The organism is Elusimicrobiota bacterium (assembly GCA_016721625.1).
Classification (GTDB): Bacteria; Elusimicrobiota; Elusimicrobia; order FEN-1173; family FEN-1173; genus JADKHR01.
Genome location: JADKHR010000001.1, coordinates 843,932 through 866,668, shown reverse-complemented (window position 1 = coordinate 866,668; position 22,737 = coordinate 843,932). Strand labels below are relative to the sequence as shown.

Sequence of the window (22,737 nt, the reverse complement as noted above, 5' to 3'; positions counted from 1 at the left end):
CGGAGAACGACACCATGACAAGCAGAGAGAACAAGAAAAAGCGCTTGGGAGATTTGCTCGTCCAGGAAAATCTGATCACTCAGAAACAACTGGACCAAGCGGTGGAGGTCCAGCGCGTCAAAGGCGGGCGGCTGGGCGATATCTTGGTGGAACTCAACTTTGCCACGGAAGACCTCGTTCTCTCGGTCCTGGCCAAACGGGCTGGGATCCCTTTCGTCTCCTCCCTCTCCGTTTACGGAAAGGTTCCTGCCGAGATCTTGGCCTTGGTCCCGGCCGACATCGCCCGACAGCAAAGCGTGTTCCCGTTGGCCCGGGAGGGGAACACTCTGACGGTGGCTCTCTCCGATCCGTTCGTGGAGTTGAACGCGGTGGACGACCTTAAAATTCAGACCGGTTTTGAAATCAAAATGGTTCTCGCTTCGGAGAAAGAAATCCAAAAAGCCGTGGAACGCGACTACGCGGTTTTGAGGACGACGAACGCGGCGCTTTCCGGGTCGGCCGTTTCCCAGAGCGATGTGGCTGTGGATCCCCAAATGACCACCATCCTGAACGCCCTCATTGATAACGGGGCCAAACTGGGCGCTGATCATATTTTTTTAGAGCCCGGGCCCGCCTCTGTTCACGTTCGCTACCGGGTGAAGGGGACGCTGGAGAAAAAACCAGATCTCCCTCTTCATCATCAAGCGCCGCTCGTGGCGCATATAAAAAATCTGGCTCGCTTGAACGTGGCGGAGCGCTGGTTGCCCCAGGACGGGCGGCTTCGAGGCCAATGGGAGGGCCATGCGTTGGATGTCAAAGTCTCCACGCTTCCGACCGTGGCGGGGGAGAAAGTGGTGTTGTCTCTTTTGGATTCCGCGCGGGCCATGCCACTGGACCTTGCGAAATTAGGATTGGAGCCGGGGGTGCTTGAACACTACCAGAAGCTGATCGAGGCCAAGGAAGGCCTCCTCGTGGTGGCGGGCCCATCGGGAGCCGGGAAAACGGCGACGCTCTACGCGACCTTGAACGCCCTGAACCGCTCGGACCGCCATTTATTGACCATTGAAGATCCCGTGGAGCGTTTCGTAGACGGGGTGACGCAAATGCAGGTGCGGGCGGATGTGCGCGTGACCCTGGCCTCGGGATTGCATATTCTCCGGCGGCAAGACCCTGACGTTTTGATGGTGACCGAGATATCCGACCTGGACACGGCCGAGGTCGCGGTGGACGCCGCGTCGGGTTGCCTCGTTCTGTCCTCCGTCGTCGCTCCCGATGCGTTGGGCGCCATTCAGAAGTTGGTGGAGATGGGGGTCCCGCCGTCTCTCTTGGCGGGGCGGCTGGTCGGGGTCCTCGCCCAACGGCTGGTGCGCACGATCTGTCCGAACTGCCGGGAGGCCTATACCTTGTCCCTCCGGGAATTGATGGCGGCCGGGGTCGGCGAAAAGGAGATCCGCGGGGCCAAAAGAGCCGAGTCTTTTACGGTCCACCGGGGGCGCGGTTGCGGCCAGTGTCTGGCCACCGGGTACATCGGCGCGGTGGCTGTCTTTGAGGTCTGTTTTGTGAACGACAATATTCGACGGTTGATCGCTGAACGGGCGAGCCCCGCCCTCCTGGCCCGGGAGACGTCGGAGCGCGTCACGCTCCGCGAGGCGGCCGTCAAAAAGGTATTGGCGGGCGAGACGACGGTGGAGGAAGCCTTGCGGGTTGGCTGAGACATTTTTTGGGCGCCTCCGATAGGCCGGAGGCCCGAGGCAAAAACGAGTCCGAGCGTCGTCCCACGCGCGAAGGTTCCGGGACAACGAGGTGAACTGTGCTGAACATGAACGACCTGCTCCTTTTGATGGTTCAAAAAAAAGCGTCGGATCTGCACTTGACCGTGGGCGTGCCCCCCTGTCTCCGGATCGATGGGACCTTGGTTCAAACCAATTTGGAGAAACTGACAGGGGATGGCTCTCAACGTTTGGTTTATTCCCTTCTTTCCGACGCCCAGAAGCAGAAGTTTGAGTCGGAAAACGAATTGGACATTTCCTTCGGGATCAAGGGATTGGGCCGGGTTCGGATGAACGTGTACCGGCAACGCGGTTCGGTGGGCGCGGCGCTCCGGTCCGTGCCGTCCCGGTTCATGAGTTTTGAGGAGATCGGCCTGCCCCCCGGGGTCGGGGATGTGGTCAATTTGCCTCGCGGTCTGGTTTTGGTGACGGGGCCCACGGGGTCCGGCAAGTCGACCACGCTGGCCAGCATCATCGACTTCATCAACGAAAACCGACAGTGCCATATCGTGACGGTGGAGGATCCCATCGAGTATATCCATTTCCACAAACAATCCGTCGTCAACCAACGGGAACTGGGGAGCGATACGTCGAGTTTTACCCAAGCCTTGAAATACGTTCTCCGGCAGGACCCGGACGTCATCCTGGTGGGGGAAATGCGGGACATCGAAACCATCAACGCCGCCATCACCATCGCGGAAACGGGCCACCTCGTGTTCTCCACTCTCCACACCAACGACGCCGCCTCGACGGTCAACCGCATCCTGGACGCCTTTCCCACCGAGCGTCAAGAACAGGCGCGGACTCAGCTGTCGATGACGCTTCAGGCGATCATTAGTCAGACTCTCCTTCTCCACTCCTCCGGCGTCGGACGTGTTTTGGCGTGCGAATTTCTGATGGTGACCCCGGCGGTTCGCAACTTGATTCGGGAACAGAAAGTGGAACAGATCTATCTGTCCATGCAGACGGGGTCCAAAAGCGGGATGCAGACCATGAACCAATGCCTGTACAACCTGGGGCTGAAGGGCCAAATTACCACTGAGGAGGCCCTGGGGACCTCCTCCGACCCGGAGGAACTCCGTCGACTTCTCCCCAAAGGGTACACCGAGCAGATGTAAGGCCACGAACCCATGCCAGAACCCGTCCCCGTCATTGATCTCAAAGTTCCACCGCGGTACAAGGTCCTTGTGGCCGACGACGAGCAGGATATCGCGACCCTGATTGAGGATTGGCTCGGATTCTTTTGACGTGACCATCGCTTTGAACGGAAAAACGGCAATGCAGAAAGCGATCTGGCACCGTCCGGCGGTGATCCTGTTGGATGTGGTCATGCCCGATATGGGAGGCTACGAGGTGGTCCGGCTTCTGCAGAGCACGCCACAGACGCAGGACATTCCCCTCATCGTGATGACGGCCAAGAATTACGATGACTCCACCATCCGGATGATCAAGGCGGAACGCAACGTCTTCGGTTTCATCAATAAACCCTTTAAACCCAGCGAGCTGATCAAGATGATCGGTCTGGTGCTGGCCGGTTCCCGGACGTTCGCCCCCGAGTCTTCCACCCTCCCGGCTGAAACGAAGGAAGCCCCCGCTCCTCCCGCTCGCATTCCTGGGGGGCCCCTGGAGGTCACGTTGGGCGGAGCGGTCCCCGCGGCCCCGCCGCCTGCCGAGGTGGTGATGGCGCGGCGCGCTGTGGACCAGTCCTCGGGTTCCCGGGGAACGGAACGGCCCGCGCCCGCTTCCGTGCCCGACAATGATCTCCCGGGCGGAGCCCCGCGATCCATTTTGCGCCGCGTGCTTGGAAAGGCCGCGAGGTTCGTCGGGGGGCTCCTGATCCTGGGGAGCGCTTTTTTCGCCGTTGGCGAGTGGACCTCTCGGTGCGCTGAAGAGGCCCTGGGGGCCAAGTTCTTCGTTCCGCCAATTTATCCGGCGAGCCGGGTCAATTCCTTTTTGCCCTATCAATGGAACCCAACGAACGCGAACCCGATTTTCTGGGACGACGGCCGGGTGGTTTATCAGTTAAACCGGTGGGGGCTTCGCGGGCCGGACTTCCCGCTGGTGGCTCCCGATGGAGTGACCAGGATTCTCCTCTTGGGGGACCTTCTGCTTCGGACCGGGCCAGGCGGAGGACGAAACGGTATCTCAACGCATGGAGGCCCTGTTGAACCGGGGGCGGCCGGGCGCTTTCCAGGTCATCAACGCCGGGTTGTGGGGGCTTTCGCCCTTGGAGCAATGGGCCTACGTAAAGGGCCAGGGGTTAAATTTTAAACCCCAAACGATCCTGTGGTTGTGCGAGAACCGGGCCCCGGGAATGCCGTCCACCGAAGGCCTTCTCTGGTTGGGGGATCATCGCTGGCTCGTTAACGAGCTGTTGGGGAGAAGCCGATTCATTCAATTGCTGGTTCACCGAAAAATTCGGGGACCCGGCGATCCCGTCCCAAAAACGGATGACCCCCTTTTTCAGGAAGCCGAAAAAATAGCGCGGGAGATGAACATCTCGCTCACCTTTTGGATCCTGCCCCGACGCGACCATCCCGCATCGGGTCGAACGGCTTTTGAAAAAGTCTTCCCACTATGGGAAGCCCCCTCCGCCGCGCTCAGCGCCGAGGTGGCGGATCGTCTGGTGCGCGCGCTGGAGAAAAAAACAGAGTGACCCCCTGGACAAAAGTCATAATGCGGGTTATATAAAGAGGAGAGCCATCCCATGCCACAATTCGCCTACAAAGCGCGCGCGGCCGGCGGAACCACTTCCGCCGGCGTCCTCGAGGCCGCCGACCAACGGTCGGCCATCGACCAGCTCCGGTCCCAGCGGATGGTGGTTCTTGAAATCAACGAGCGACAGCCCAATTTTATCGACGGCCTCAAAAAACTTAATCTCTTCAAGGCCTCCATCCCCGCGAAAGAAATCGTGCTCTTCTCGCGTCAGCTCTCGACCCTGGTTTCCGCGGGTGTGGCGTTGGTCTCGGGGTTAAATATTTTGGCGGAGCAGATCATTCACAAAGGGTTTAAAACCATCGTTCTGAAGGTCAAAGAGGACATCGAAGCCGGGCTTCCCATCGCGGACGCTTTGAAGAAGCATCCCGACGCCTTCACGAACCTCTACGTCGCCATGATCCGCGCGGGCGAGGTCGGCGGTATTCTGGACATTATTTTGGAACGATTGTCGAACTACCTGGAGGCCGCGGAGGCCCTTCGGCTGAAAGTGAAAGGGGCGATGATGTATCCGATGGTGGTTAGTTCGATCGCCGGGTTGGTCACCGTATTCCTGCTGGTCGGGGTCATTCCCACCTTCAAAGAGATCTTCTCCAGTTTCGGCGCCGAGCTTCCGCTTCCCACCCGCATCGTTGTCGGGTTGTCGGATGCTCTCCAGCATCAGTGGTATATTTTCTTGGGGGTCCCCACCGGGGCTTTCTTTCTTTTCAAGCGCTGGTTGAAAACCGAGAACGGAAAGAAAATCTTTGACACAAAAACCCTCCAGCTCCCGTTGTTCGGCCCTCTCCTCCGGAAAGTGGCGGTGGCCAAATTTACCCGCACCTTGGGAACCCTGGTCAAGTCGGGCGTTCCGATTTTGCAGGCCATGGAAACCGTGGCTCAAACGGCGGGCAACAAGGTGATCGAAGCCGCCATCATGGATGCCCGGGAGTCCATCCGCGAAGGCGAGCGCATCGCCGACCCTTTAAAGCGGTCCGGCGTTTTTCCGTCCATGGTGATCCAGATGATTTCCGTCGGAGAGGAAACCGGAAACATGGACGTCATGTTGCACAAGATCGCGGATTTCTACGACCAGGAAGTGGAGCAGGCCATTAAAGGCCTCACCTCGATGATCGAGCCCATCGTGATCGTGTTCATGGGCATCCTGATCGGCGGCATCGTCATCGCCATGTTCATCCCCATGTTCGAGCTCGGAAACCTGGCCAGCAAGCAAGGGTAAAAAATCCCTTGAAAAAAAAGCGAACAGGGTCTATACTCAAAGGGCGGAAGGGAACCGGCCGGGTAGTTGACAAAGGAAACTTTGTATGGTAGGAAAAGGCGTTGTTAACGGATTTCTCGGCGGACGTTAACGCTGAGAGGGAGGTGTGTGAACATGAGTAAACTAATGAAACGAGTCGCGAAAGAAGGGTTCACGCTCATCGAACTGATGATCGTTGTCGCCATCATAGGTATTCTGGCAGCCATTGCCATCCCGAAATTCGCGGACCTCATCACGAAGTCGAAAGAAAGTGCGGCGAAAGGAAGCTTGGGGTCGCTTCGTTCGGCGGTCAGCATCTATTACTCTGACAACGAAGGAATCTTCCCAGCTTCGGCGGCGGCCACTGACTTGGCGGGAGCGTTGACGCCGGGCAACAAGTATCTGGACAGCATTCCAGCCATCGCCATCCCAAAGCCGGGTCTTCACCAGAGCAACACCACGGTGGTGACGGCTCTTGGAGATGCGTCCGGTTGGTATTACACGGGCTCTGCGTTGGGCCAGGTGTATATTAACTGCACGCACGTGGACACAAAAACGTCGACCTGGACGTTCTGGTAACTGTCCGAACAAGCAAGGTTTCGATCCAAAGGGAGGGGGGTCGCGAGACCCCTCTCCCTTTTTTTCTACGGGAGGGGGGTAAGGGGTGAGTCAAGGCATTTTTGATTCCTGGGTCTGGATCGTCTATGGACTCCTGGTCGGAGCGGGGTTGGGGAGTTTCGCGAACGTCTGCATCCACCGGATCCCCGGGGAAATCCATCGTCAGGCCCCGGTCCCGGTGCCCCCGGTGCCACGCGTTGATCCGGTGGTATGAGAACATCCCGGTGGCGAGCTTTCTGGCGCTCCGCGGAAAATGCGCCCGATGTCGTAAGCCCATCTCTTTCCGGTATCCACTGGTGGAGTTCCTGACGGCGGCGCTCGTGGGCTTTGTGTTCGTGCAAGCCCCGGCGGGCCCGGGCTTAGTCTTCGGTGTGGCTCTGACGTTTGTTCTCGTGGTCATTTCCGTCATTGATTTGGACTGGCGGATCATCCCCGATATTTTTTCTCTGGGTCTTCTCTGGACATCCCTTTCGGCCTCCCCACTTAACGAGCGGCTCGGATGGACGGGTGTCGAGCGCGCCCTGTCCTCTGGTCTCGGCGCGACCGCCGGGTTCCTGAGCGCCTGGGTCATGGCGGAAGTGGGCCGACGCGTTTTTCGACGAGAAGCCCTGGGCGGGGGGGACGTAAAACTATTGGCGGGAATCGGCGCCTTGTTGGGCTGGCGCGGCGTTTTGACAACCTGGTTTTTGGCTTCCATCTTCGGTAGCCTTGTTTTCCTGGGCCTTAGAGCTCGCCGGAAGATGAACTGGGGCGCCTATCTTCCCTTCGGCCCTTTCCTCGCGGCAGGCGCCTGGGCGCACTGGGCCTGGCCGGCCCTGTTTTCTTTTTGGTGGGGGATGTGAAAGGGAAGGTTACTGAATTCGCGGGGTTCGCCCCCCAAATAAATAAGTCATTGAAATAAATCTGTTTTGGTTCTATACTTACGAAGTCGGCGGGGTTTTGTTCCTTCGGTTGGAACGCGCCGCCGGATCAAGGAGGGTTCCGGATTTTTTCCATTCAAAATAAGGCAGGGGGTAAACTAAAATGAGTCAGCTAACGAAACGAGTCGCGAAAGCGGGGTTCACCCTCATCGAACTGATGATCGTTGTCGCCATCATAGGTATTCTGGCAGCCATTGCCATCCCGAAGTTCGCGGACCTCATCACGAAGTCGAAAGAAAGCGCGGCGAAAGGAAGCTTGGGGTCGGTTCGTTCGGCGGTCAGCATCTATTACTCTGACAACGAAGGAATCTTCCCGGCTTCGGCGGCGGCCACTGACTTGGCGGGGGCGTTGACCCCGGGGAGCAAGTATCTGGATACCATTCCGAACATCGCCATCCCAAAGCCGGGGCTACACCAAAACAACTCCGCGGTGGTGACAGCCATCGGCGACGCGGGCGGTTGGTGGTATACGGGTTCCAACCTGGGGCAGGTTTACGTTAACTGTACCCACGCGGATTCGAAAACGTCGAAATGGACGTTCTGGTAACCGTCCGAACAAGAAAAGGTTTCGATCCAAAGGGAGAGGGGTCTGAAGACCCCTCTCCCTTTTCTGCGGAGTTGAGAGGTCCCATGGGAGCGATCGCGTTTTCAAGTCTTGGGGGCGGATGGGGTCAAGCTTTCTTGCCGAATCGGGGGGCGGGCCTTTTGGAGGCCTCCCCATCGGCCGGGACCCCTCTTTTTTTGGAACGGTGTTTGAGACGGAAACGGGAATATTTTTTTTGCTCAGCGATAAAAAACCCTTGACAAATTTCATTGGGAACCTATATAAATAGGGCCGTGAGAAGAGTTAGACCGTCCAACGCCGAGTGACCCTTCCTTCCGGGAAAATCGTGGCGGTGGTTCGGAGACGGAAACGACAAAAGGCATCGCAATGACACTGGCGGATACCATCAAGAATTTTCGACTGGACAAACTTCGGTTCAAGTCCAAGGACGCGGTGGGGGTGGACCTTGGGTCCACCTCGATAAAAATTGTGCAGTTGAAGGGGGGGGGCGGGCGGTGGAAATTGCACCGGTGCGCGCACTTACCCCTGCCGAACGCGGGGCCGGACGTTGGAATTCCGGAGCGGAGGGCCCAGGCCGTGGGCCTCTTGAAAGAATACCTCCGAAAGCAAAAGGGCGCGATTTCCAAGGACGCCGCCGTTTCTGTTTCGGGAAACTCCGTGATCGTTCGGTTCGTCAAATTCCCTAAAATGTCCCGGGACGACCTTTCGAAAATGATCAAAATCGAGGCCGAGCCCTACATCCCTTTCTCCATTCCCGAGGTCAACCTCGATTTTCATATTTTGGGCGACGTGGTCGAGGAAGGCCAAAAAAAGATGGAGACGATCCTGGTCGCCGCCAAAAAGGAAATCATCAACGCCCGGTTGGACGTTGTTCAACAAGGCGGTTTTTCGCCGGTCCTGATCGACGTGGACGCCTTCGCTCTGGAGAACGTGTATGATGTGTGCGTGGGGGCGGCGGCTCGTGAAACCGCGCTGATCGTTCATATGGGGGCTTTCGTGACGACCATGGTGATTATGGAGAACGGCGTTCCCAAGGTGGTTCGCGACGTCTTCATCGCCGGGAACACCGTCACCAAAGCCCTGCAACGTAATTTTCAATGCGATGGAAAACAGGCGGAGGCCATGAAGGTCCGGGCGCAAATTTTGGTGACTCCCGAGGACCGCGAGCGGGCCATGGCCGATGCGAACAAAGAGACGCTTCAAATGTCGACCGTGATCTTGCCGGTCATGAAAGATTTGCTGGCGGAAGTTCAGCGGTCCCTGGACTTTTTTCTTTCCCAGGGGTCCGACCGGCAGGTGGGGCGGGTGTTGCTCTCCGGGGGCGCTTCACGGTTGGGCAACTTAGCGAACTACCTGGCCCAGGAGCTTCGCCTCCCGGTCGAGGTCCTGGATCCTTTTCAGCGGATTGAGGGAGCCCAATCCATCGCGCCGGACGTCCGTCCTTTGTTCTCCGTGGCGGTGGGGCTCGCGCTCCGGCGTGAGGGGGACGCGGCCTAGCGGCCTGCTCGCGCCATGATCAAGATCAATCTCCTTCCCCCGGAAATTTACGCCGCCAAGGCCCAGCAGCAGATCAAAGTCCTGGGCATCGCCATGGGGGCCGTGGTGGCGGTCTTGTTGCTCGGTTATTACGCGACCCAATTCAAACGGTCCAGGGATCTGGACAAGGATTTGGCGGCGGCCCGTATCGAACTTCAGAAATATGAGGCTCTCGACGCTGAGGTCAAGTCGTTCCAACAACAGGAATCTCAACTTAATTCCCGGTTATCGGTCATTGGCCAATTGCTCAAGGGGACCCTCACCTACCCCAAGTTTTTTGAGGATTTCATTTCGCTCTTGCCCGCCGATGTCTGGATCAATTCCCTGGCGACGACAACGGATCCCTCTTACGGTTTGGCCGTTACCGTGAATGCCCAATCCCTGACGAGCTTCGCCATCGCCGATTGGTTGACGAACCTTCAACAATCGCCGATGTGTTCCAACGTGAAGATGGGAGCCATCACCGTCGCGGAGCAGGGCGATGGCCGCTCGCCGCTTTACTCCTTTACCATGAATTTCACCTTTCGGCGGACGGACGGTTGATATGAAATTGACACAAAACCAACAAAAACAGCTCGCCATGGCGCTTGTGGCGGCGGCGGTTTTCGGGTATGTCTTCTTTGCGCGGATGCTGGCGCCGGTTCAGGCCGATATCAAAAAGAAAGAAATTGATTTAGGTGGCATCCAAGGACGCATCGACAGTTTGCGGGTGACGGCCAACCAACGGGACCAACTTTTGAAACGGGTGGAGGACTTGAAAGGCCAGGTCGCCAAGGTGGAGAAACGCCTTCCGAAAGAAACGAACCTCCAAGACATTATTCGGATCGTCAGCGATCTCGCCGCCAAAAACGGGGTGAGGTTTTCCTCTTTTTCTCCCATGGGGGAGCAGGTGACGGGTCTTTTTAAAGAAGTCTCGTTCGCCATGAATATCAACGGTTCGGTGAGTTCTATCGGTCGGTTTCTCTCCATCATCGGACAGCAGGAGCGGATTTTCAGCGCGAGAAACCTCTCGCTGAACTTTACCCCTGACGAAAAACGGAACGAGACCGTTTCGGGTAATTTTACGTTGATCTCGTTCGTTTACATCGGATGAGGAGTTAATATGGGCGCTCTCCAAACGTGGATTTTAAACGCATCGCTGGTGGTCGGGGTCCTCACCCTTTCCACTCGAGGCTCGGCGGAAAATGCCGCGTTCCCTTTGGGCTCGCTTTCTCCGGTCGCCACCGTTGCGGAGTCAACAGCCCCGGCGCAGCCCGTGTTTGTATTTCGCGGGGACCGGATCCGGGATCCGTTCGTCCCCTTGGTGGGAGCGCCCGCCTCGGTGGGAGCCGCCCCGTCCCCCTCCCTCCCTCTGTCCGCCTTTAATCCCCAAGGCGCGGAACTGAAGGGGATACTGAAAACACCGACGGGGCGGTGGGCGGTTCTGCGCACGTCCGAGGGGGCTGTTTACATGGTCCAGAACGGAAAAGTTTTCGATCCTAAGCGCAAAGTGGTCGAAGGGTTTCAAGGGATCGTTAAAGAGCGGACGCTCATTATTTTAGGACCCAAGAACCAGGAAGTGGAGTTGCGTTTGAAAAAAGACGAGGACGCGGCGAAGGCGAAACGATGAGGAGGCCCCGGATGTTTTTTGATCCCCATGGGCTTTCCCGGACGTTCCTTGCGCTGGGGGGGAGCCGGTTGGGCGGGAGAAAGCACCGACTTTTTGTGGCGAACGAGGAGGCCTGAATCCGATGACAAAAACATTTGAATCCCGTCTTTTGAAGGCGCTGACCCATTCCTCATGGGGGAGATCCTTGCGGGGAACGCTGTTGTTGTCTCTGCTGTTTCCCTCTCCATCGGTGTTCGCCCTGGCGGTCATGGATGCCGCCCACAGCGATGGCGCCAGCGGGCCTTTCATCTCGACGGGGGAGCAGGCGAATTTAAAAAGCATTTCCTATGACGAAAACGCTCTTCATATCCGATTGGACCGTTCGGTCCCCTACAGGGTTTTCACGTTGAGCCGGCCCGCGCGCGTGGTCGTCGAACTCTCTCATACCATTCACGGGCCCCGGCCTTACGAAGCCTCGGTGACAGGCGGAGTCCTGCACCGGATCCGGAGCGCCCAATTCAAGACGTCCCCGGACATGGTCACCCGAATTGTCCTGGACGTCGATAAAATGATGCCCTACCGGACAACCCGGGAAGCCGGCGAGATTGTTTTGCGGTTTGAAGGCCCGTCCGCGGGCGTCGAAGCCCAGTCGGTTCCCTCCGGGCTTGAGGAACCCATCGTGCGTGGGGTGGACCAGGCGGAGATCGCCGCCACCGCTATCGAGCGGCCGGGCGGGCGGGACGGGGGGCGCGTTAAAGATTTGATGGCGTCCCTTCCGACCAACCCCATCACCATCGATTTCGATGAGGCGGAAGTCCGGGATGTGATCCGGGTTTTGGCGGAAATGAGCGGAATCAATATGATTTACGCGGCCGATTTGAGGGGGTTCGTGACCATTCATCTGGACCGTGTGCCTTTTAACGAGGTCTTGAGCACCATTTTGACGACACAGGGGCTTGTGGCCCAACAAATTGGGAGCAATATCCTCCGCATTCTGACCCCCGAGGCGCTCAATACGGACCGCGCCCGTTCCGTCACCACCTATAAAACGTTCATTCTGAATTATGGGAAGGCTTCCGAAATTCAGAGCCATCTTGCCGCCGTTAAAATCTCGCCCACCGCCAAGGTTTCCGTCGACGAGAGGAACAACGCGCTGATCGTGACCGACACCCAGGAAGGAATCGCCGCGGCGGAACGGCTGATCGCCGAGTTGGACCGCAAGCCCCCCCAGGTTCTCATCGAGACCAAGATTGTTCAGATCGATGTGGGCAAGGCCCTTCAGCTCGGCGTTCAATGGGAATTCGCGAACACGGCCCAGAGCGGGTCGACGGCCCGCACGGTCGGTCTCCGGAATACCACGGTCGGCACAGATCCAGACGATAAGGGAGGACCTGGATTCAAAACCACACGGGTCAATCCGACCTCGGGGGTCCTGGAGGAGGTCGTGATTCAGGCGGCCAAATCGGCGGCGCGCGGAACCGGCGTCACCTTGCCCGGGCCCCAGGCGGCTGGAATTACGTTCGGGTTCATCAACAACTCCGATATCCTGACGATGACGCTGAACGCCCTGGAGCAAGACGGGCAAACCAAGACGCTCACCAACCCGAAAATCATCACCACCAACAACCAAAACGCGCGAATCCAGATCGGGTCTAAGGTCCCTTTCAAAACCACGACGGTGACGGGCACCGGGGTCGCGACGGAGTCCATCACGTTCGTCGACGTGGGGTTCATCATCAACGTGACGCCCACGATCAACGTGGACAATCGCATCGCGCTGAAAGTGAAACCCGAGGTCAGCGAAGTGGCGGACGCGACAGTGGACCCTCCGACCATTGACACCACCGTAGCCGAAACGGAGGTCATGATTAAAGACGGAGAGACCTTGGTCATCGGCGGCTTGGTGAGCGAGAAGATGATTGAAACGGCTTCGAAAGTCCCCTTGTTGGGCGATTTGCCCGTCCTGGGGGTCTTTTTCCGGAGCACAACCAATTCTAAGCGGCGCAAGGAAATTCTTATCTTCGTCACCGCTCGCGTGGTTCCGGACTAAGCGCGGATATTGCCTCTTTTTTCGTGAACCAAAACGCCGGGAATGATCATGAAACCTCGACCATCGAGGCGTTTTTAAAGCAAGCCGACATCGCCCGCCAACGGCAAGCCTGGGACGATGTTGTCAAAATTTTCCAGGTCGCTTTAAAACAGCTTCCGGAAGAACGAGCGTTGCGTCGCGGCCTGGCCGCCGCCTATGTGGCGAAAGCCGACCGCATGGGTTTTAAGCCCATGTACCAACGGGCCATGGAGGAGTATTGGCGGTTGGTCACCTCCGATCCGAGCGACGAACTCTCCCACGAAGGTCTGCTGACGGCCGCCGTGAAAGCCGACCAATTGGGCGAAGTGTTGGAAGAATACCGGGCGCGCATCGCTCGGAGCCCCGACGTTGATTTTTACCGGGCCGCCTTCAAGAAAATCCAAGCCCTCTATCTGATGAGGGTGGAAACAAAGACCGACGCCGCGCCGGGCGGCCGGTTCGTGCCTCTCATCCTGGGACGAGTCGCTCCGATCGTTGCGCTTCTCTGCTTGGTGGGTTGGGTCGTGGTTCGATTTAAAATAGGTCCCCACCCGGAATTGGCTAGTCCGAAACTCATCGCCGTGGAGCACCTTTTGGGAAGAACGGGCAGCTTCGTTTTGTCGGATCCCTGACCTACCTCGTCATCCGTTATCTTCGGACCTCCAAGTAGGTCCCCTCGTTTCCATGGAATGGGTGAAGCCTAACGAGGGGGGAGTTTCCTCCACCGAATCTAATCAGAAAATTGATTTCGCGGTCTGGGCGTCCCTTCTGGGCGTCCTTTTTCTTGTGCTCGGTCGGGGCGGAAAGTGGGGGTTGGCCGATCACGGCGCCAAGGCTATCCTTTTCGGGGCTTTTTTTCTCGCTCTCCGCGGGAGATCTTCCGTTGATTTGTTACGCCATCCGGCGAGTCCGGGAGCCGTCGGGCTGGCGGTTTGGTTTGCGGCGGCGGGACTCTTTTCCCCGGCCCCCATGGCCGCGTGGTCGGCGGTGGCGGGGCTTTTGATCACGATCTCCTTGGCGGCGGTGGGGCTGGCGGTCTGGCGGGAGCCGCACCGGCGCTTCCTGGAACGGTTTTTGGCCCTGGTGGTTTGCTCCCAGTCCGCGCTCCTCCTTTTCGGTCGTTGGGCCGGCAGGGAACCCTTCCTCCTTTTTCCAGGAAATCCCCAATACGCTTCTTTTTGGTCTTGTGCCGTCTTTTTTTTAGCCTTGGGCCACGCTCTTTCCCCTGGGGCGGAGAAGTCGAAACCATCGATCAAATCTGTCGGATCCCGCTCTCGCTGGATTTGGGCGGGGGTCGGTCTATTTTCCATCGCCGGGGTCTGGCTTCAAAATGTGCGGGCGGGTTTACTCGGGGTTCTCGTCGGTTTGCTGGTTTTCGGATACGGGCGTTTTGGCCGGCGAGGGCTCTTGGCCGCGGGCTTCGTTTTGATCCTCGGTTTCTCCCTCTTCCCGGCGTCCTATGTGGGCCGTCGCCTGAAATTCGCGGATCCGCGCGGATTTAAACGGACCGAGATATGGGCGTCCGCCCTTTCGGGGATTCTGGAACGCCCCCTGTTCGGCTGGGGCCCCGGCCAATTTGAAAATCTCTATTGGCGGCATGGCCGGCCCCAGGAAACCGAGCCCGTCCGGTATGAACTTTCGACGGCTTTCGCGCACAATGAATTCCTCCAGGTTTTTGCCGAGACGGGATTTCCCGGAGGGCTCTTCGCTCTTCTGGCCCTGGCGGGGCTGTTCATTTCCTCTCCCCGCGGGCCTCGGGGGCCCGGGCTCCGGGCGGCTTGGGCGGCGATGGCTGTTTTTGCCGCCGTCAATTTGCCCATGGCCCTGCCCGCCTGCGGTGTTCTGGCCGGCGTCCTGGCGGCTCTCGCCCCGCCCGGCCGGTGGGCGGATCGGCCGCTCCTGCCGATGGCGGGGCGAAGGTGGGCCGTTATGGTCGCCTTGTCTTTGGTCGCTGTTTTTGGGGTGGGAGAAACCCTATTGGCCACCAATGAACTTTTGGGTTCCCATGGGTCCGCGTGGCTCGATTCCACGGATTCTCGCCGGGTGGAGGTTCGCCGGGAACGGGCCGATCGCTGGCTCCATTCCGGGACCACGGAAGAGCAAGGCCGGGTCGAAGGCGAATTAAGGGGGCTCCTCCGTTGGAGCCCCCATCGCGCCGAACTCTGGCGTGACCTGGCGCACCTGGAGATGGACCATCGCCTTCCCCCTGAAAGCGACGCCGCGGTCACGGCCTACCGTCAGGCTCTCACCTTGAACCCCCATCACGCCCCCTGGTGGGTGGAACTGGCCCAGGCCATGGAGCGCCGCGGCGACGGGCTTGCCGCGCGGCGGTCCTTGCGGGAAGCCCTGCGGGCGGAGCCGCGCTATTTTGACGCGGCGGTGGCTTACGGAAACCTACTTCGAGCGGAAGGGCGTCCCGCGGAGGCGTTACGTTGGCTGGAGACTCTTGCCCGGAGGTCGGCCCTCTGGCCCCGGGCGGGTCCCGACGATTCCGGTTATCGTCGAACGGTGCTCCACCGGGAGGCTTCCTCCTTGGACGGAGCGGTGGCGCTCTGCCAAATGGATCTGAAACGTTATTCGGACGCTCTTAAAACCCTGTCCCGACTGGACCCCTCATCGCCGGACCGCCTTTCTTTGGAGGCCGGGTGTCTCTTTCTGCAGGGCCGTTCAAAAGCGGCGGAGGAAAAACTTTTTTCCGGCCGTCGCCTTCATCCCAAAGACCCGCGCTGGGAGATTCTTTTGAAACGTCTGCGGGGAAAGTCTGGGGCCCGTCCTTGATTCATATCCTCCTCGCCGCCTACGATGAGGAAAAAGCCCTCGGGGACTTGTTGAGCGGAATGGCGCGGACCTTGGCGGGTGAGGCCTTCAAAGTCTGGGTCGTGGACGACGGTTCCTCGGACGGCACCGTCCTCGTGGCGGAACGCTGGCGGGCATCGATCCCGCTGGTGCTGATCCGGCATGAAAAAAACCAGGGGTTGGGGGCCGCGCTTCACACGGGTTTTTCCGCGCTGATCCCCGCGCTCGCGCCCGAGGACGTGGTGGTTACGCTGGACGCCGACAACACCCATCCCCCGGATCAAATCCCCGCCTTGGTTCAACCCATCGAGGACGGCCGGGCGGACCTCGTGGTGGCTTCCCGTTTCGTGCCGGGGGCCCGAATCGTCGGCGTGCCCGCTTTTCGCCGGGTTTTAAGCGGGGTCGCCTCCCTCCTCTTTCGATCGCTCCTTCCCATTCCCGGTCTCCGGGACTACACCTGCGGTTTTCGCGCTTATCGGGGGGCTTTGCTCATAACCGCCCAAGGCCGGTGGGGGCGCCTGGCCACGGAAAATGGGTTCGCCGCCGCCGCGGAAATCATCGTGAAACTCGGCGCGCTCAAGCCCCGGGTTTCAGAAATTCCGCTCAACCTCCGCTACGACCGAAAACCCGGGGCCAGCAAAATGCGGGTGGGGCAAACCATTTTTCGGAACCTCGCCGTCATCTCTCGTCTCCGCCACCTGCTTCGCCCATGAAAGGATGGCGCTGGGGGGTGGCCATGGCGGTGAGCGCGGCGGGGATCTGGTTGGCTCTCCGCGGGGTGGACGGGAATGCCGTGCGGGCCTCTTTGGAACGGGTTCGCCATCCTTGGTTTCTCCTTTTCATTCCGCTCGCCGGCGGTTTGGAGTATGCGATCCGAACGGAACGGTGGCGCCTGGTCCTGGGGGAGCCCCGCGCGCTTCGTCCGGCCCTTTTTCCGATCGTGGCGGGCGCTTTTTTTCTGAACAACGTGCTTCCTTTCCGCGCCGGCGAGGCGGCCCGAGTGTATTGGACCCATCGGCGCACCGGACGGCCTTTGGTCGGCGCCGTGGCCGCCTTGGCGGTGGACCGTTTGATGGACAGCCTGGCGCTGGTATCGCTCTTCCTCGCCGCCCTGGCGGCGGGGAGAACGGCGGTTCCGCGGGGGGCGGCCTGGGGTCTTCTGGCCGTGGGGATTTTGGGTTTTTTATTTTTCGTTCTTCTGGCGCGTCGGTCCGAACGGGTGGGGCGTTGGCTGGACTCTTCCCGACTGCCGGGGCCGGTTCAGAAATTCCTGCGGGCTTTCATGGCCGGAGCCGCGCCTCTTGGCTCCTTTAGGACGCTCGCTTTGATTTTGGTTCTTTCCTTGGCGATTTGGTCCCTCAATGCCGCGGTTTTTATGGGGGCGGGAAGACTCTTTGGCATCCACCTCGGCTGGACGGACGGTTCGTTTCTTCTGGCCGGCATCGCTCTCGGCGTCGCGTTGCCGTCTGCCCCGGGCTTTGTCGGCACCTATGAGGCCGCGGGCGTGGGGACGTTGGCTCTTCTCGGCCACGAAAAAGCCGTGGCTTTTCCATTCATCGCGGCGCTCCATCTGGCGCAAATGGCCGGGACAGCGTTGTGGGGCCTCCCGAGCTTGGTGGCGGTGGCGCGAACGGGAAAAAAAATCACGGCGCTCGAAGATTTGTAAAATCTTATCTCCATGACCGCTTCCCGTCTCCCTATTTCCGTCTCCCCTTGGATCACACGGCTGTCCTTGTTGGGGGCCCTGGGTCTCGGGCTCCTGTTCCGATGGCCCGGTCTCCGCTGGGGGCTTCCCCTGAAATTCGCCCACATTGACGAAGCCGTGGTGATCCACTATTCCATGCGGATCGTGGCCGGCGCGCTCAACCCTGGGTTTTACGATTACCCCGGTTTTTTCCTCTATCTTCTCGCTGGACTCTTCCGGATTTTGGGGACCCTTCACGGGGTCTTGGGGGGCGCCGGAATGGACGAATTGGCAGGCCTCTACTATGCCGGGAGCGCGGATTTCTTCACGCTGGCCGCCCGGGCGCTAACGGTGGGGTTCGCCCTCCTCACGATCGGGCTCACCTTTAGCATGGGAAGGCGGCGCGGCGGAGCGTGGGTGGGGTTCGGCGCGGCGAGCCTGCTGGCCGTCAACGCGCTTCACGTGCGGGAAAGCCATTACGGGACGGTGGACGTGGCGGCGGCTTTTTTCACTTTATGGGCCATGGACCGGATTTTGGATTTCGGGTTGTCTCGGCGGGTACGGGACGGCGGTGAGGCGGCTTTCTTGGTTGGTCTGGCCGCGGCGACCAAATATTATCCGGGAATCCTTTTCGCGCCTTTGGTCCTCCTGCCTTGGTGGGCCCGGCACGAGCGGCCCGTTTACGCGTCGGCCGTGGTGTCCCTCCTGACCGCCGCGGGTTTTTTTTGCGGGTCGCCGTTCACCCTTTTGGCGGGGGGCGAATTCGCGGCGCGGTTCGCCCATCTGGCGCCCAAGATTGTCGGCGTTCCAAACTCTTCGGCGGTTATTCTTCCAACGCTCGCGAACCTATGGCGAAACGCGGGGCCGGCCGCCCTGGGGGCCGGTGTGCTTGGAATCGGATACGCCCTGGCGGAAAAAGGAGTTTGGCGGCTTTTGTCGGTTCTCTGGCTGACCCTGTTCGCGTTCCTCGGGCTCTGGAGAGGCCAGGCCCCCCATTACAGTTTGGCGCTCTATCCTCCTCTTTTCCTTTTCGCGTTCCGAGCCGCGGAGCGGATTCCCCGGCGAGGGCCGGCGGTGATGCCTTTGTTCGCGGCGATCCTCCTGGCGCTCTCCGTGCCCTCCTCCCTTCGGGAAGTTCGTATCGCGCGAGCCACCGACACTCGGCTCCTGGCCGGGAAGTGGGTCCGGGAGAACGTGCCGCCAGGCTCCAAGATTCTCCGCTTCGCCCATACGCCCGAGTTCAACGCCGGGGATCCCTTTTCCGTCTCCGTGGATTTCACCAACCGGCGGCTCGCGAACGCCTCCACGAACTGGGAAAAAACCCGTGACGACATTCTCTCCTTTGACGGGATCCTCTACAGTTCTTTCGATCCGGAGAACGATCCGGTTTTAGGCGTTTTGAACAAGAACCTGGTGGTGGTCCACCGCGAATCGGGTTTTCCGCCCCGTTTTCCCCACCATCCCCAAGTGACCCTGTTCGCGGGCCCGGGGCGCGTCCGATGAAGCCCAAAGTCATCGCGGTCCTTCCGGCCTACAACGCCGTGAAAACGCTGGAGAAAACCTTGCGGGACATTCCCCCGGGGTCGGTGGACGAGATCGTTCTCGTCGACGACGCGTCCGGGGACGGCACCGCGGCTTTGGCCGAGAAACTGGGGCTCGCGGTGATCCGCCATGAAAAAAATAAGGGCTACGGCGGCAACCAGAAAACCTGTTACGCGGAAGCCCTCAGGCGCGGCGCCGACATCGTGGTCATGATTCATCCCGATTACCAATACGACGCGCGGCTCACGCCTTTCTTGACCGGTCTCATCGCCCAGGATATCTGCGACGTCATGTTCGGAAGCCGGATCCGCACCCGCCGGGAGGCTCTGTCGGGGGGGATGCCGGGATATAAATATTTCTTCAACCGGATGTTGACCGTCATCGAAAACCTGGTCCTGGGCCAAAACCTGGGGGAGACCCACAGCGGGTTCCGGGCCTATGGGCGGCATGTCCTGGAAACCGTTCCCTGGGAGAGGAACTCCGACGATTTCGTTTTCGATCAACAGTTCATCGTGCAGGCGGTTCACTTCGGGTTCCGTTTGGGGGACATTCCGGTTCCGACGCGCTATGAACGTTTGTCCTCGTCCATTAATTTTCGCCGGAGCGTGGTCTACGGGTTGTCCACGCTCTGGACTTTGGCGCGGTGGGTTCTGCACCGTGGAAGGATGGTCCGATGCGCGCTCTTCGAAGCCCGATCCTCCTAGCGGTCTACGCCGCGGTGGCGGGCGCCATGGCGGCCTCTTATTTCCTCCATTATCCGATCCCGGGCCTGTTCGGGAGAGCGTGGGAACTTTTACTGGCGGGCCTTCTGCTCTTCCTGTCCGCCGGCACGGGACGCGCGCTGTTGCGATGGACCGGAACGGATCGGCGCACGGGCCTCGGGGAAGAGGGGCGAACCCTGGAACTTTTTTTCTGGTCCGCGGGGATCGGGTTGGTCCCGTTGACTTTGGGTCTCTTGCTCGTGGGAACCCTTGGGTTTTTTAACGGGTCGGGGATCATTTTCTGGACCGTGGTTTGGGCCGGAGTCGGATCGAAGGAATGGCGGGGATGGCTGAACCCTCGGCATTTTTCAACTCGGCCCCTTTCGGAAGGTCTGGGTCTCGGCTGGGGGATTCGGGCCCTGGCGGCGGGGGCTCTCTTGGCGGGTTTTTTGGCGGCTTTGGCCCCGCCCACCTATTACGACAGCCTGGTCTATCACTTGGCCCTCCCGCTCCGCTATCTGCAGGAAGGGCGGATCGGGTTTGTCCCTTACAACCAGTATGCCCATTTCCCACAAAATATGGAGTTGATTTTCGGATGGTTCTTGGCGGCGGGGAGCGACGTTTCAACCCACCTCTTTAACCTCCTCCTGGCGGCGCTCACCGGCGGGATGGTTTGGGCCATGGGCCGCCGAAACGAGGGCCGACGATGGGACCTGTTGTTGTACGTGACGGCGCCCTGCGTTCTCCTGCTCTCCACCGAGTCCTACGTGGAAATGCCCATGGCCTTCTTCACCACCCTGGCCGTGTGGGGCGCGGACCGGGGCCTGCGCGATCGGAACCGGGCGTGGTTCGTCTTGGCGGGGCTGGCCGGGGGATTTTCTGCCGGGATCAAATACACGGGCGTGCTGACCCCCGCTGTTTTGACGGCGTTGGTCGCCCTCTGGCCGGGCCGGCGTTCGGTTCGGGACCGGCTCCTGGATGGCGTCTGTCTGGGCGGGGCGGCCTTTGCCCTTTTCGTTCCCTGGATGGTCAAAAATTATGTGTTCACGGGAGGGAACCCCGTGTTCCCCTTTCTCCCGTCCATCTTCCCGGCCCGAAACGTCTATATGTTCGCGGAATCTTCCCGCGCCTATTTCTCGGTGTTGGCGGAATACTCCGGCACCAGCTCCCTTTTGATCGATCTTCTCAAAATGCCTTTCCGCCTGGCCACGGACGCTCAATCCTTCGGCGGAGGGTTCGACGTGACGGGGGACCTGGGCTGGGCTCTGCCGATCCTTCTCTTGCCGCTGTCCCTCCTGGCGGTCCGGAAGGAGCGCGGGTTCCTGTTGGCTTACGCGGCCGCGCACATCGTGATTTGGGCGTCGCTCCGCCCCGTGTTGCGCTTTCTGTTCCCGATTTTTCCGCTGGTTTGTCTATTGGCCGGGGAAGGCGTGGGGCTCGCTTGGAAAGAAATCCCGGCTTGGGCCCGGCGCACGGCGGCCCTGGTGGGGGGGCTGTTTTTGATTTCCAACGGAATCCTTTTTTATATTGTGGAGGACGTTCGGGGCCCGCTCCCGGTGGCCCTGGGCTTGGTTTCCCGGGACGAGTATTTATCCCGCAAGCTGGACTATTATCCGGCCATGTCTTTTATGGAAAAAGAACTGCCCCCCGACGCCAACGTTCTTTTCGTCGGCGACCAACGCTCCTATTACTGCCCCCGCCGCCACCTGGCGCCCATGGCGCTCCTGCCGACGCCCTTGCGGGATTGGACGGAGGAATCCGCGGATGGGCCGGCTTTTGGACGGAAACTCAGGGCCCTGGGGTTCACCCACCTTTTCTTCAACCGCCGCGAGGCCAAACGTTTGGAAAGCTATCGCGTGCTGGATTTGACGGAGCACGGCCGCGCGGTGTTCGAGTCCTTGCTTCGTTCCCTGGTCCCCCTTTACGCCAGCGAGGGCGCCGCTCTTTACGCCCTTCCCTTATGATCCTTCTCTACACCGCCGCCGGCCTGACCGCGTTCTTGATCACCTTTCTTTCAACCCCGCTCGTTCGGGCCCTGGCCCTGCGCTGGGGGATATTGGACCACCCCCACACGGCGGTCAAAACCCACAAGTCCCCGGTGCCTTACCTGGGGGGGCTGGCTCTTTTCGCGGGGTTCGCCGGGGCCCTGGTTCTTCTCCGTTTTGCGACCCATTTTCCGACGGGCACATTGCGGTCCCTCTGGGGCCTTCTCATCGGCGGAGCCTTTTTGTCGGGCGTGGGTCTGGCCGACGACCTCGTTAAACCCAACGGCCTGTCCTTCCAGGCCAAGTTCTTCTTCCAATTCCTGGCGGCGGGGATTTTGATCTTCTTCGACATCCGCATCCGGTTCATCCATCCTGACTGGTTGGCCATCCTCCTCACGGTGGTCTGGGTGACGGGTATTTCCAACGCCATCAATTTGATCGACATTATGGACGGCCTGGCGGCGTCCCAAACCTTCGTGGCCGCCTTGGGCTTTCTCCTGATCTCGATCCCGACGGAACAGGTCTATGTGAACGCCGCCGCGGCCGCCATCGCCGGGGCCTGTTTGGCGTTCATCCCGCACAATATGTCCAACAAAAGGAAAATTTTCATGGGGGATATGGGAAGCCTGGTGCTGGGGTTCCTCCTGGCCGGGCTCTCCCTGGGGACCAGCTACACCCGCGTGAGCGAGGTCGGCGTGTTCGCCCCGATTCTGATCCTCGGTCTTCCGGTATACGACACATTTTTTGTTTCCGCTTTGCGGATCAAACAGGGCAAATCGCCTTTTTTGGGATCCAAAGACCATTTGGCCCTTAAACTCCGGGCCACCGGCCTGAGCACCGATCGGGTGGTTCTGGTCTTCGCGGCGGCCGCCGCCGCCCTTTCCGCGGGGGCCTACCTCCTGACCCTGACGCCTTTCTTCATTTCTCTCGTGGTGGTCTCGGGTGTTTTGCTGGTGGGTCTTTTCGTCATGGTCAAACTCCACGACGTCGTGGTTCACTGACGACATGGGCCCGGACGGGGGAACGTTCGCCCA

Annotated in this window: 21 protein-coding genes; all 21 read left to right on the top strand. The window is 59.8% G+C overall.

The features are described from left to right. The first annotated feature begins 14 nt into the window (after nt 1-14). The 21 genes from tadA (at nt 15) to IPP35_03665 (ending at nt 22,704) form a co-directional block, all read left to right on the top strand. The gene (gene tadA / locus IPP35_03765) at nt 15-1,691 is read left to right on the top strand and encodes a Flp pilus assembly complex ATPase component TadA (protein MBL0058226.1); all 1,677 of its coding nucleotides are present in this window, start codon (nt 15-17) and stop codon (nt 1,689-1,691) included. Between the two features lie 101 nt (nt 1,692-1,792). Further along, the gene (locus IPP35_03760; GenBank protein MBL0058225.1) at nt 1,793-2,866 is read left to right on the top strand and encodes a type IV pilus twitching motility protein PilT; all 1,074 of its coding nucleotides are present in this window, start codon (nt 1,793-1,795) and stop codon (nt 2,864-2,866) included. Between the two features lie 103 nt (nt 2,867-2,969). Then, nucleotides 2,970-4,019, top strand: coding sequence for a response regulator (locus IPP35_03755; protein MBL0058224.1), 1,050 nt, complete (start codon nt 2,970-2,972; stop codon nt 4,017-4,019). 43 nt (nt 4,020-4,062) lie between these two features. Then, entirely contained in the window at nt 4,063-4,404 is a 342-nt protein-coding gene (locus IPP35_03750; GenBank protein MBL0058223.1) for a hypothetical protein, read from the top strand. Nucleotides 4,405-4,455: 51 nt separating this feature from the next. Then, nucleotides 4,456-5,682, top strand: coding sequence for a type II secretion system F family protein (locus IPP35_03745; GenBank protein ID MBL0058222.1), 1,227 nt, complete (start codon nt 4,456-4,458; stop codon nt 5,680-5,682). 165 nt (nt 5,683-5,847) lie between these two features. Then, complete coding sequence (locus IPP35_03740; GenBank protein MBL0058221.1) at nt 5,848-6,279, top strand: prepilin-type N-terminal cleavage/methylation domain-containing protein; 432 nt, start codon at nt 5,848-5,850, stop codon at nt 6,277-6,279. Between the two features lie 125 nt (nt 6,280-6,404). Beyond that, complete coding sequence (locus tag IPP35_03735) at nt 6,405-7,160, top strand: prepilin peptidase (GenBank protein MBL0058220.1); 756 nt, start codon at nt 6,405-6,407, stop codon at nt 7,158-7,160. 181 nt (nt 7,161-7,341) lie between these two features. Then, on the top strand, nt 7,342-7,785 hold the full coding sequence (locus IPP35_03730) for a prepilin-type N-terminal cleavage/methylation domain-containing protein (protein MBL0058219.1): 444 nt from the start codon (nt 7,342-7,344) through the stop codon (nt 7,783-7,785). Nucleotides 7,786-8,169: 384 nt separating this feature from the next. Next, nucleotides 8,170-9,300, top strand: a complete 1,131-nt coding sequence (pilM, locus tag IPP35_03725; protein ID MBL0058218.1) for a type IV pilus assembly protein PilM — start codon at nt 8,170-8,172, stop codon at nt 9,298-9,300. 15 nt (nt 9,301-9,315) lie between these two features. Next, nucleotides 9,316-9,882, top strand: coding sequence for a PilN domain-containing protein (locus IPP35_03720; GenBank protein ID MBL0058217.1), 567 nt, complete (start codon nt 9,316-9,318; stop codon nt 9,880-9,882). A gap of 1 nt (nt 9,883) precedes the next feature. Continuing rightward, complete coding sequence (pilO, locus tag IPP35_03715) at nt 9,884-10,432, top strand: type 4a pilus biogenesis protein PilO (protein ID MBL0058216.1); 549 nt, start codon at nt 9,884-9,886, stop codon at nt 10,430-10,432. Between the two features lie 9 nt (nt 10,433-10,441). After that, entirely contained in the window at nt 10,442-10,948 is a 507-nt protein-coding gene (locus tag IPP35_03710; protein ID MBL0058215.1) for a hypothetical protein, read from the top strand. A 121-nt stretch (nt 10,949-11,069) separates the two neighbouring features. After that, nucleotides 11,070-12,977: a type IV pilus secretin PilQ gene (gene pilQ / locus IPP35_03705; GenBank protein ID MBL0058214.1), complete on the top strand. Its 1,908-nt coding sequence runs from the start codon at nt 11,070-11,072 to the stop codon at nt 12,975-12,977. A gap of 23 nt (nt 12,978-13,000) precedes the next feature. Next, nucleotides 13,001-13,627 (top strand): hypothetical protein, encoded by a 627-nt coding sequence (locus tag IPP35_03700; GenBank protein ID MBL0058213.1) that lies wholly within the window; start codon nt 13,001-13,003, stop codon nt 13,625-13,627. A gap of 52 nt (nt 13,628-13,679) precedes the next feature. Then, a complete protein-coding gene (locus IPP35_03695; protein MBL0058212.1) occupies nt 13,680-15,773 on the top strand; it encodes an O-antigen ligase family protein in 2,094 nt (697 codons plus the stop codon). After that, entirely contained in the window at nt 15,770-16,504 is a 735-nt protein-coding gene (locus tag IPP35_03690) for a glycosyltransferase family 2 protein (protein MBL0058211.1), read from the top strand. The genes IPP35_03695 and IPP35_03690 overlap by 4 nt, the downstream gene beginning before the upstream one ends. Further along, nucleotides 16,501-17,457, top strand: coding sequence for a flippase-like domain-containing protein (locus IPP35_03685; protein ID MBL0058210.1), 957 nt, complete (start codon nt 16,501-16,503; stop codon nt 17,455-17,457). Before IPP35_03690 ends, IPP35_03685 begins: the two co-directional genes overlap by 4 nt. 12 nt (nt 17,458-17,469) lie before the next feature. Next, nucleotides 17,470-18,978: a glycosyltransferase family 39 protein gene (locus tag IPP35_03680; GenBank protein MBL0058209.1), complete on the top strand. Its 1,509-nt coding sequence runs from the start codon at nt 17,470-17,472 to the stop codon at nt 18,976-18,978. Beyond that, nucleotides 18,975-19,721 (top strand): glycosyltransferase family 2 protein, encoded by a 747-nt coding sequence (locus tag IPP35_03675; GenBank protein ID MBL0058208.1) that lies wholly within the window; start codon nt 18,975-18,977, stop codon nt 19,719-19,721. Before IPP35_03680 ends, IPP35_03675 begins: the two co-directional genes overlap by 4 nt. Next, entirely contained in the window at nt 19,691-21,682 is a 1,992-nt protein-coding gene (locus IPP35_03670; GenBank protein ID MBL0058207.1) for a glycosyltransferase family 39 protein, read from the top strand. The genes IPP35_03675 and IPP35_03670 overlap by 31 nt, the downstream gene beginning before the upstream one ends. Beyond that, nucleotides 21,679-22,704, top strand: coding sequence for an undecaprenyl/decaprenyl-phosphate alpha-N-acetylglucosaminyl 1-phosphate transferase (locus tag IPP35_03665; GenBank protein MBL0058206.1), 1,026 nt, complete (start codon nt 21,679-21,681; stop codon nt 22,702-22,704). The genes IPP35_03670 and IPP35_03665 overlap by 4 nt, the downstream gene beginning before the upstream one ends. Nucleotides 22,705-22,737 lie beyond the last annotated feature (33 nt).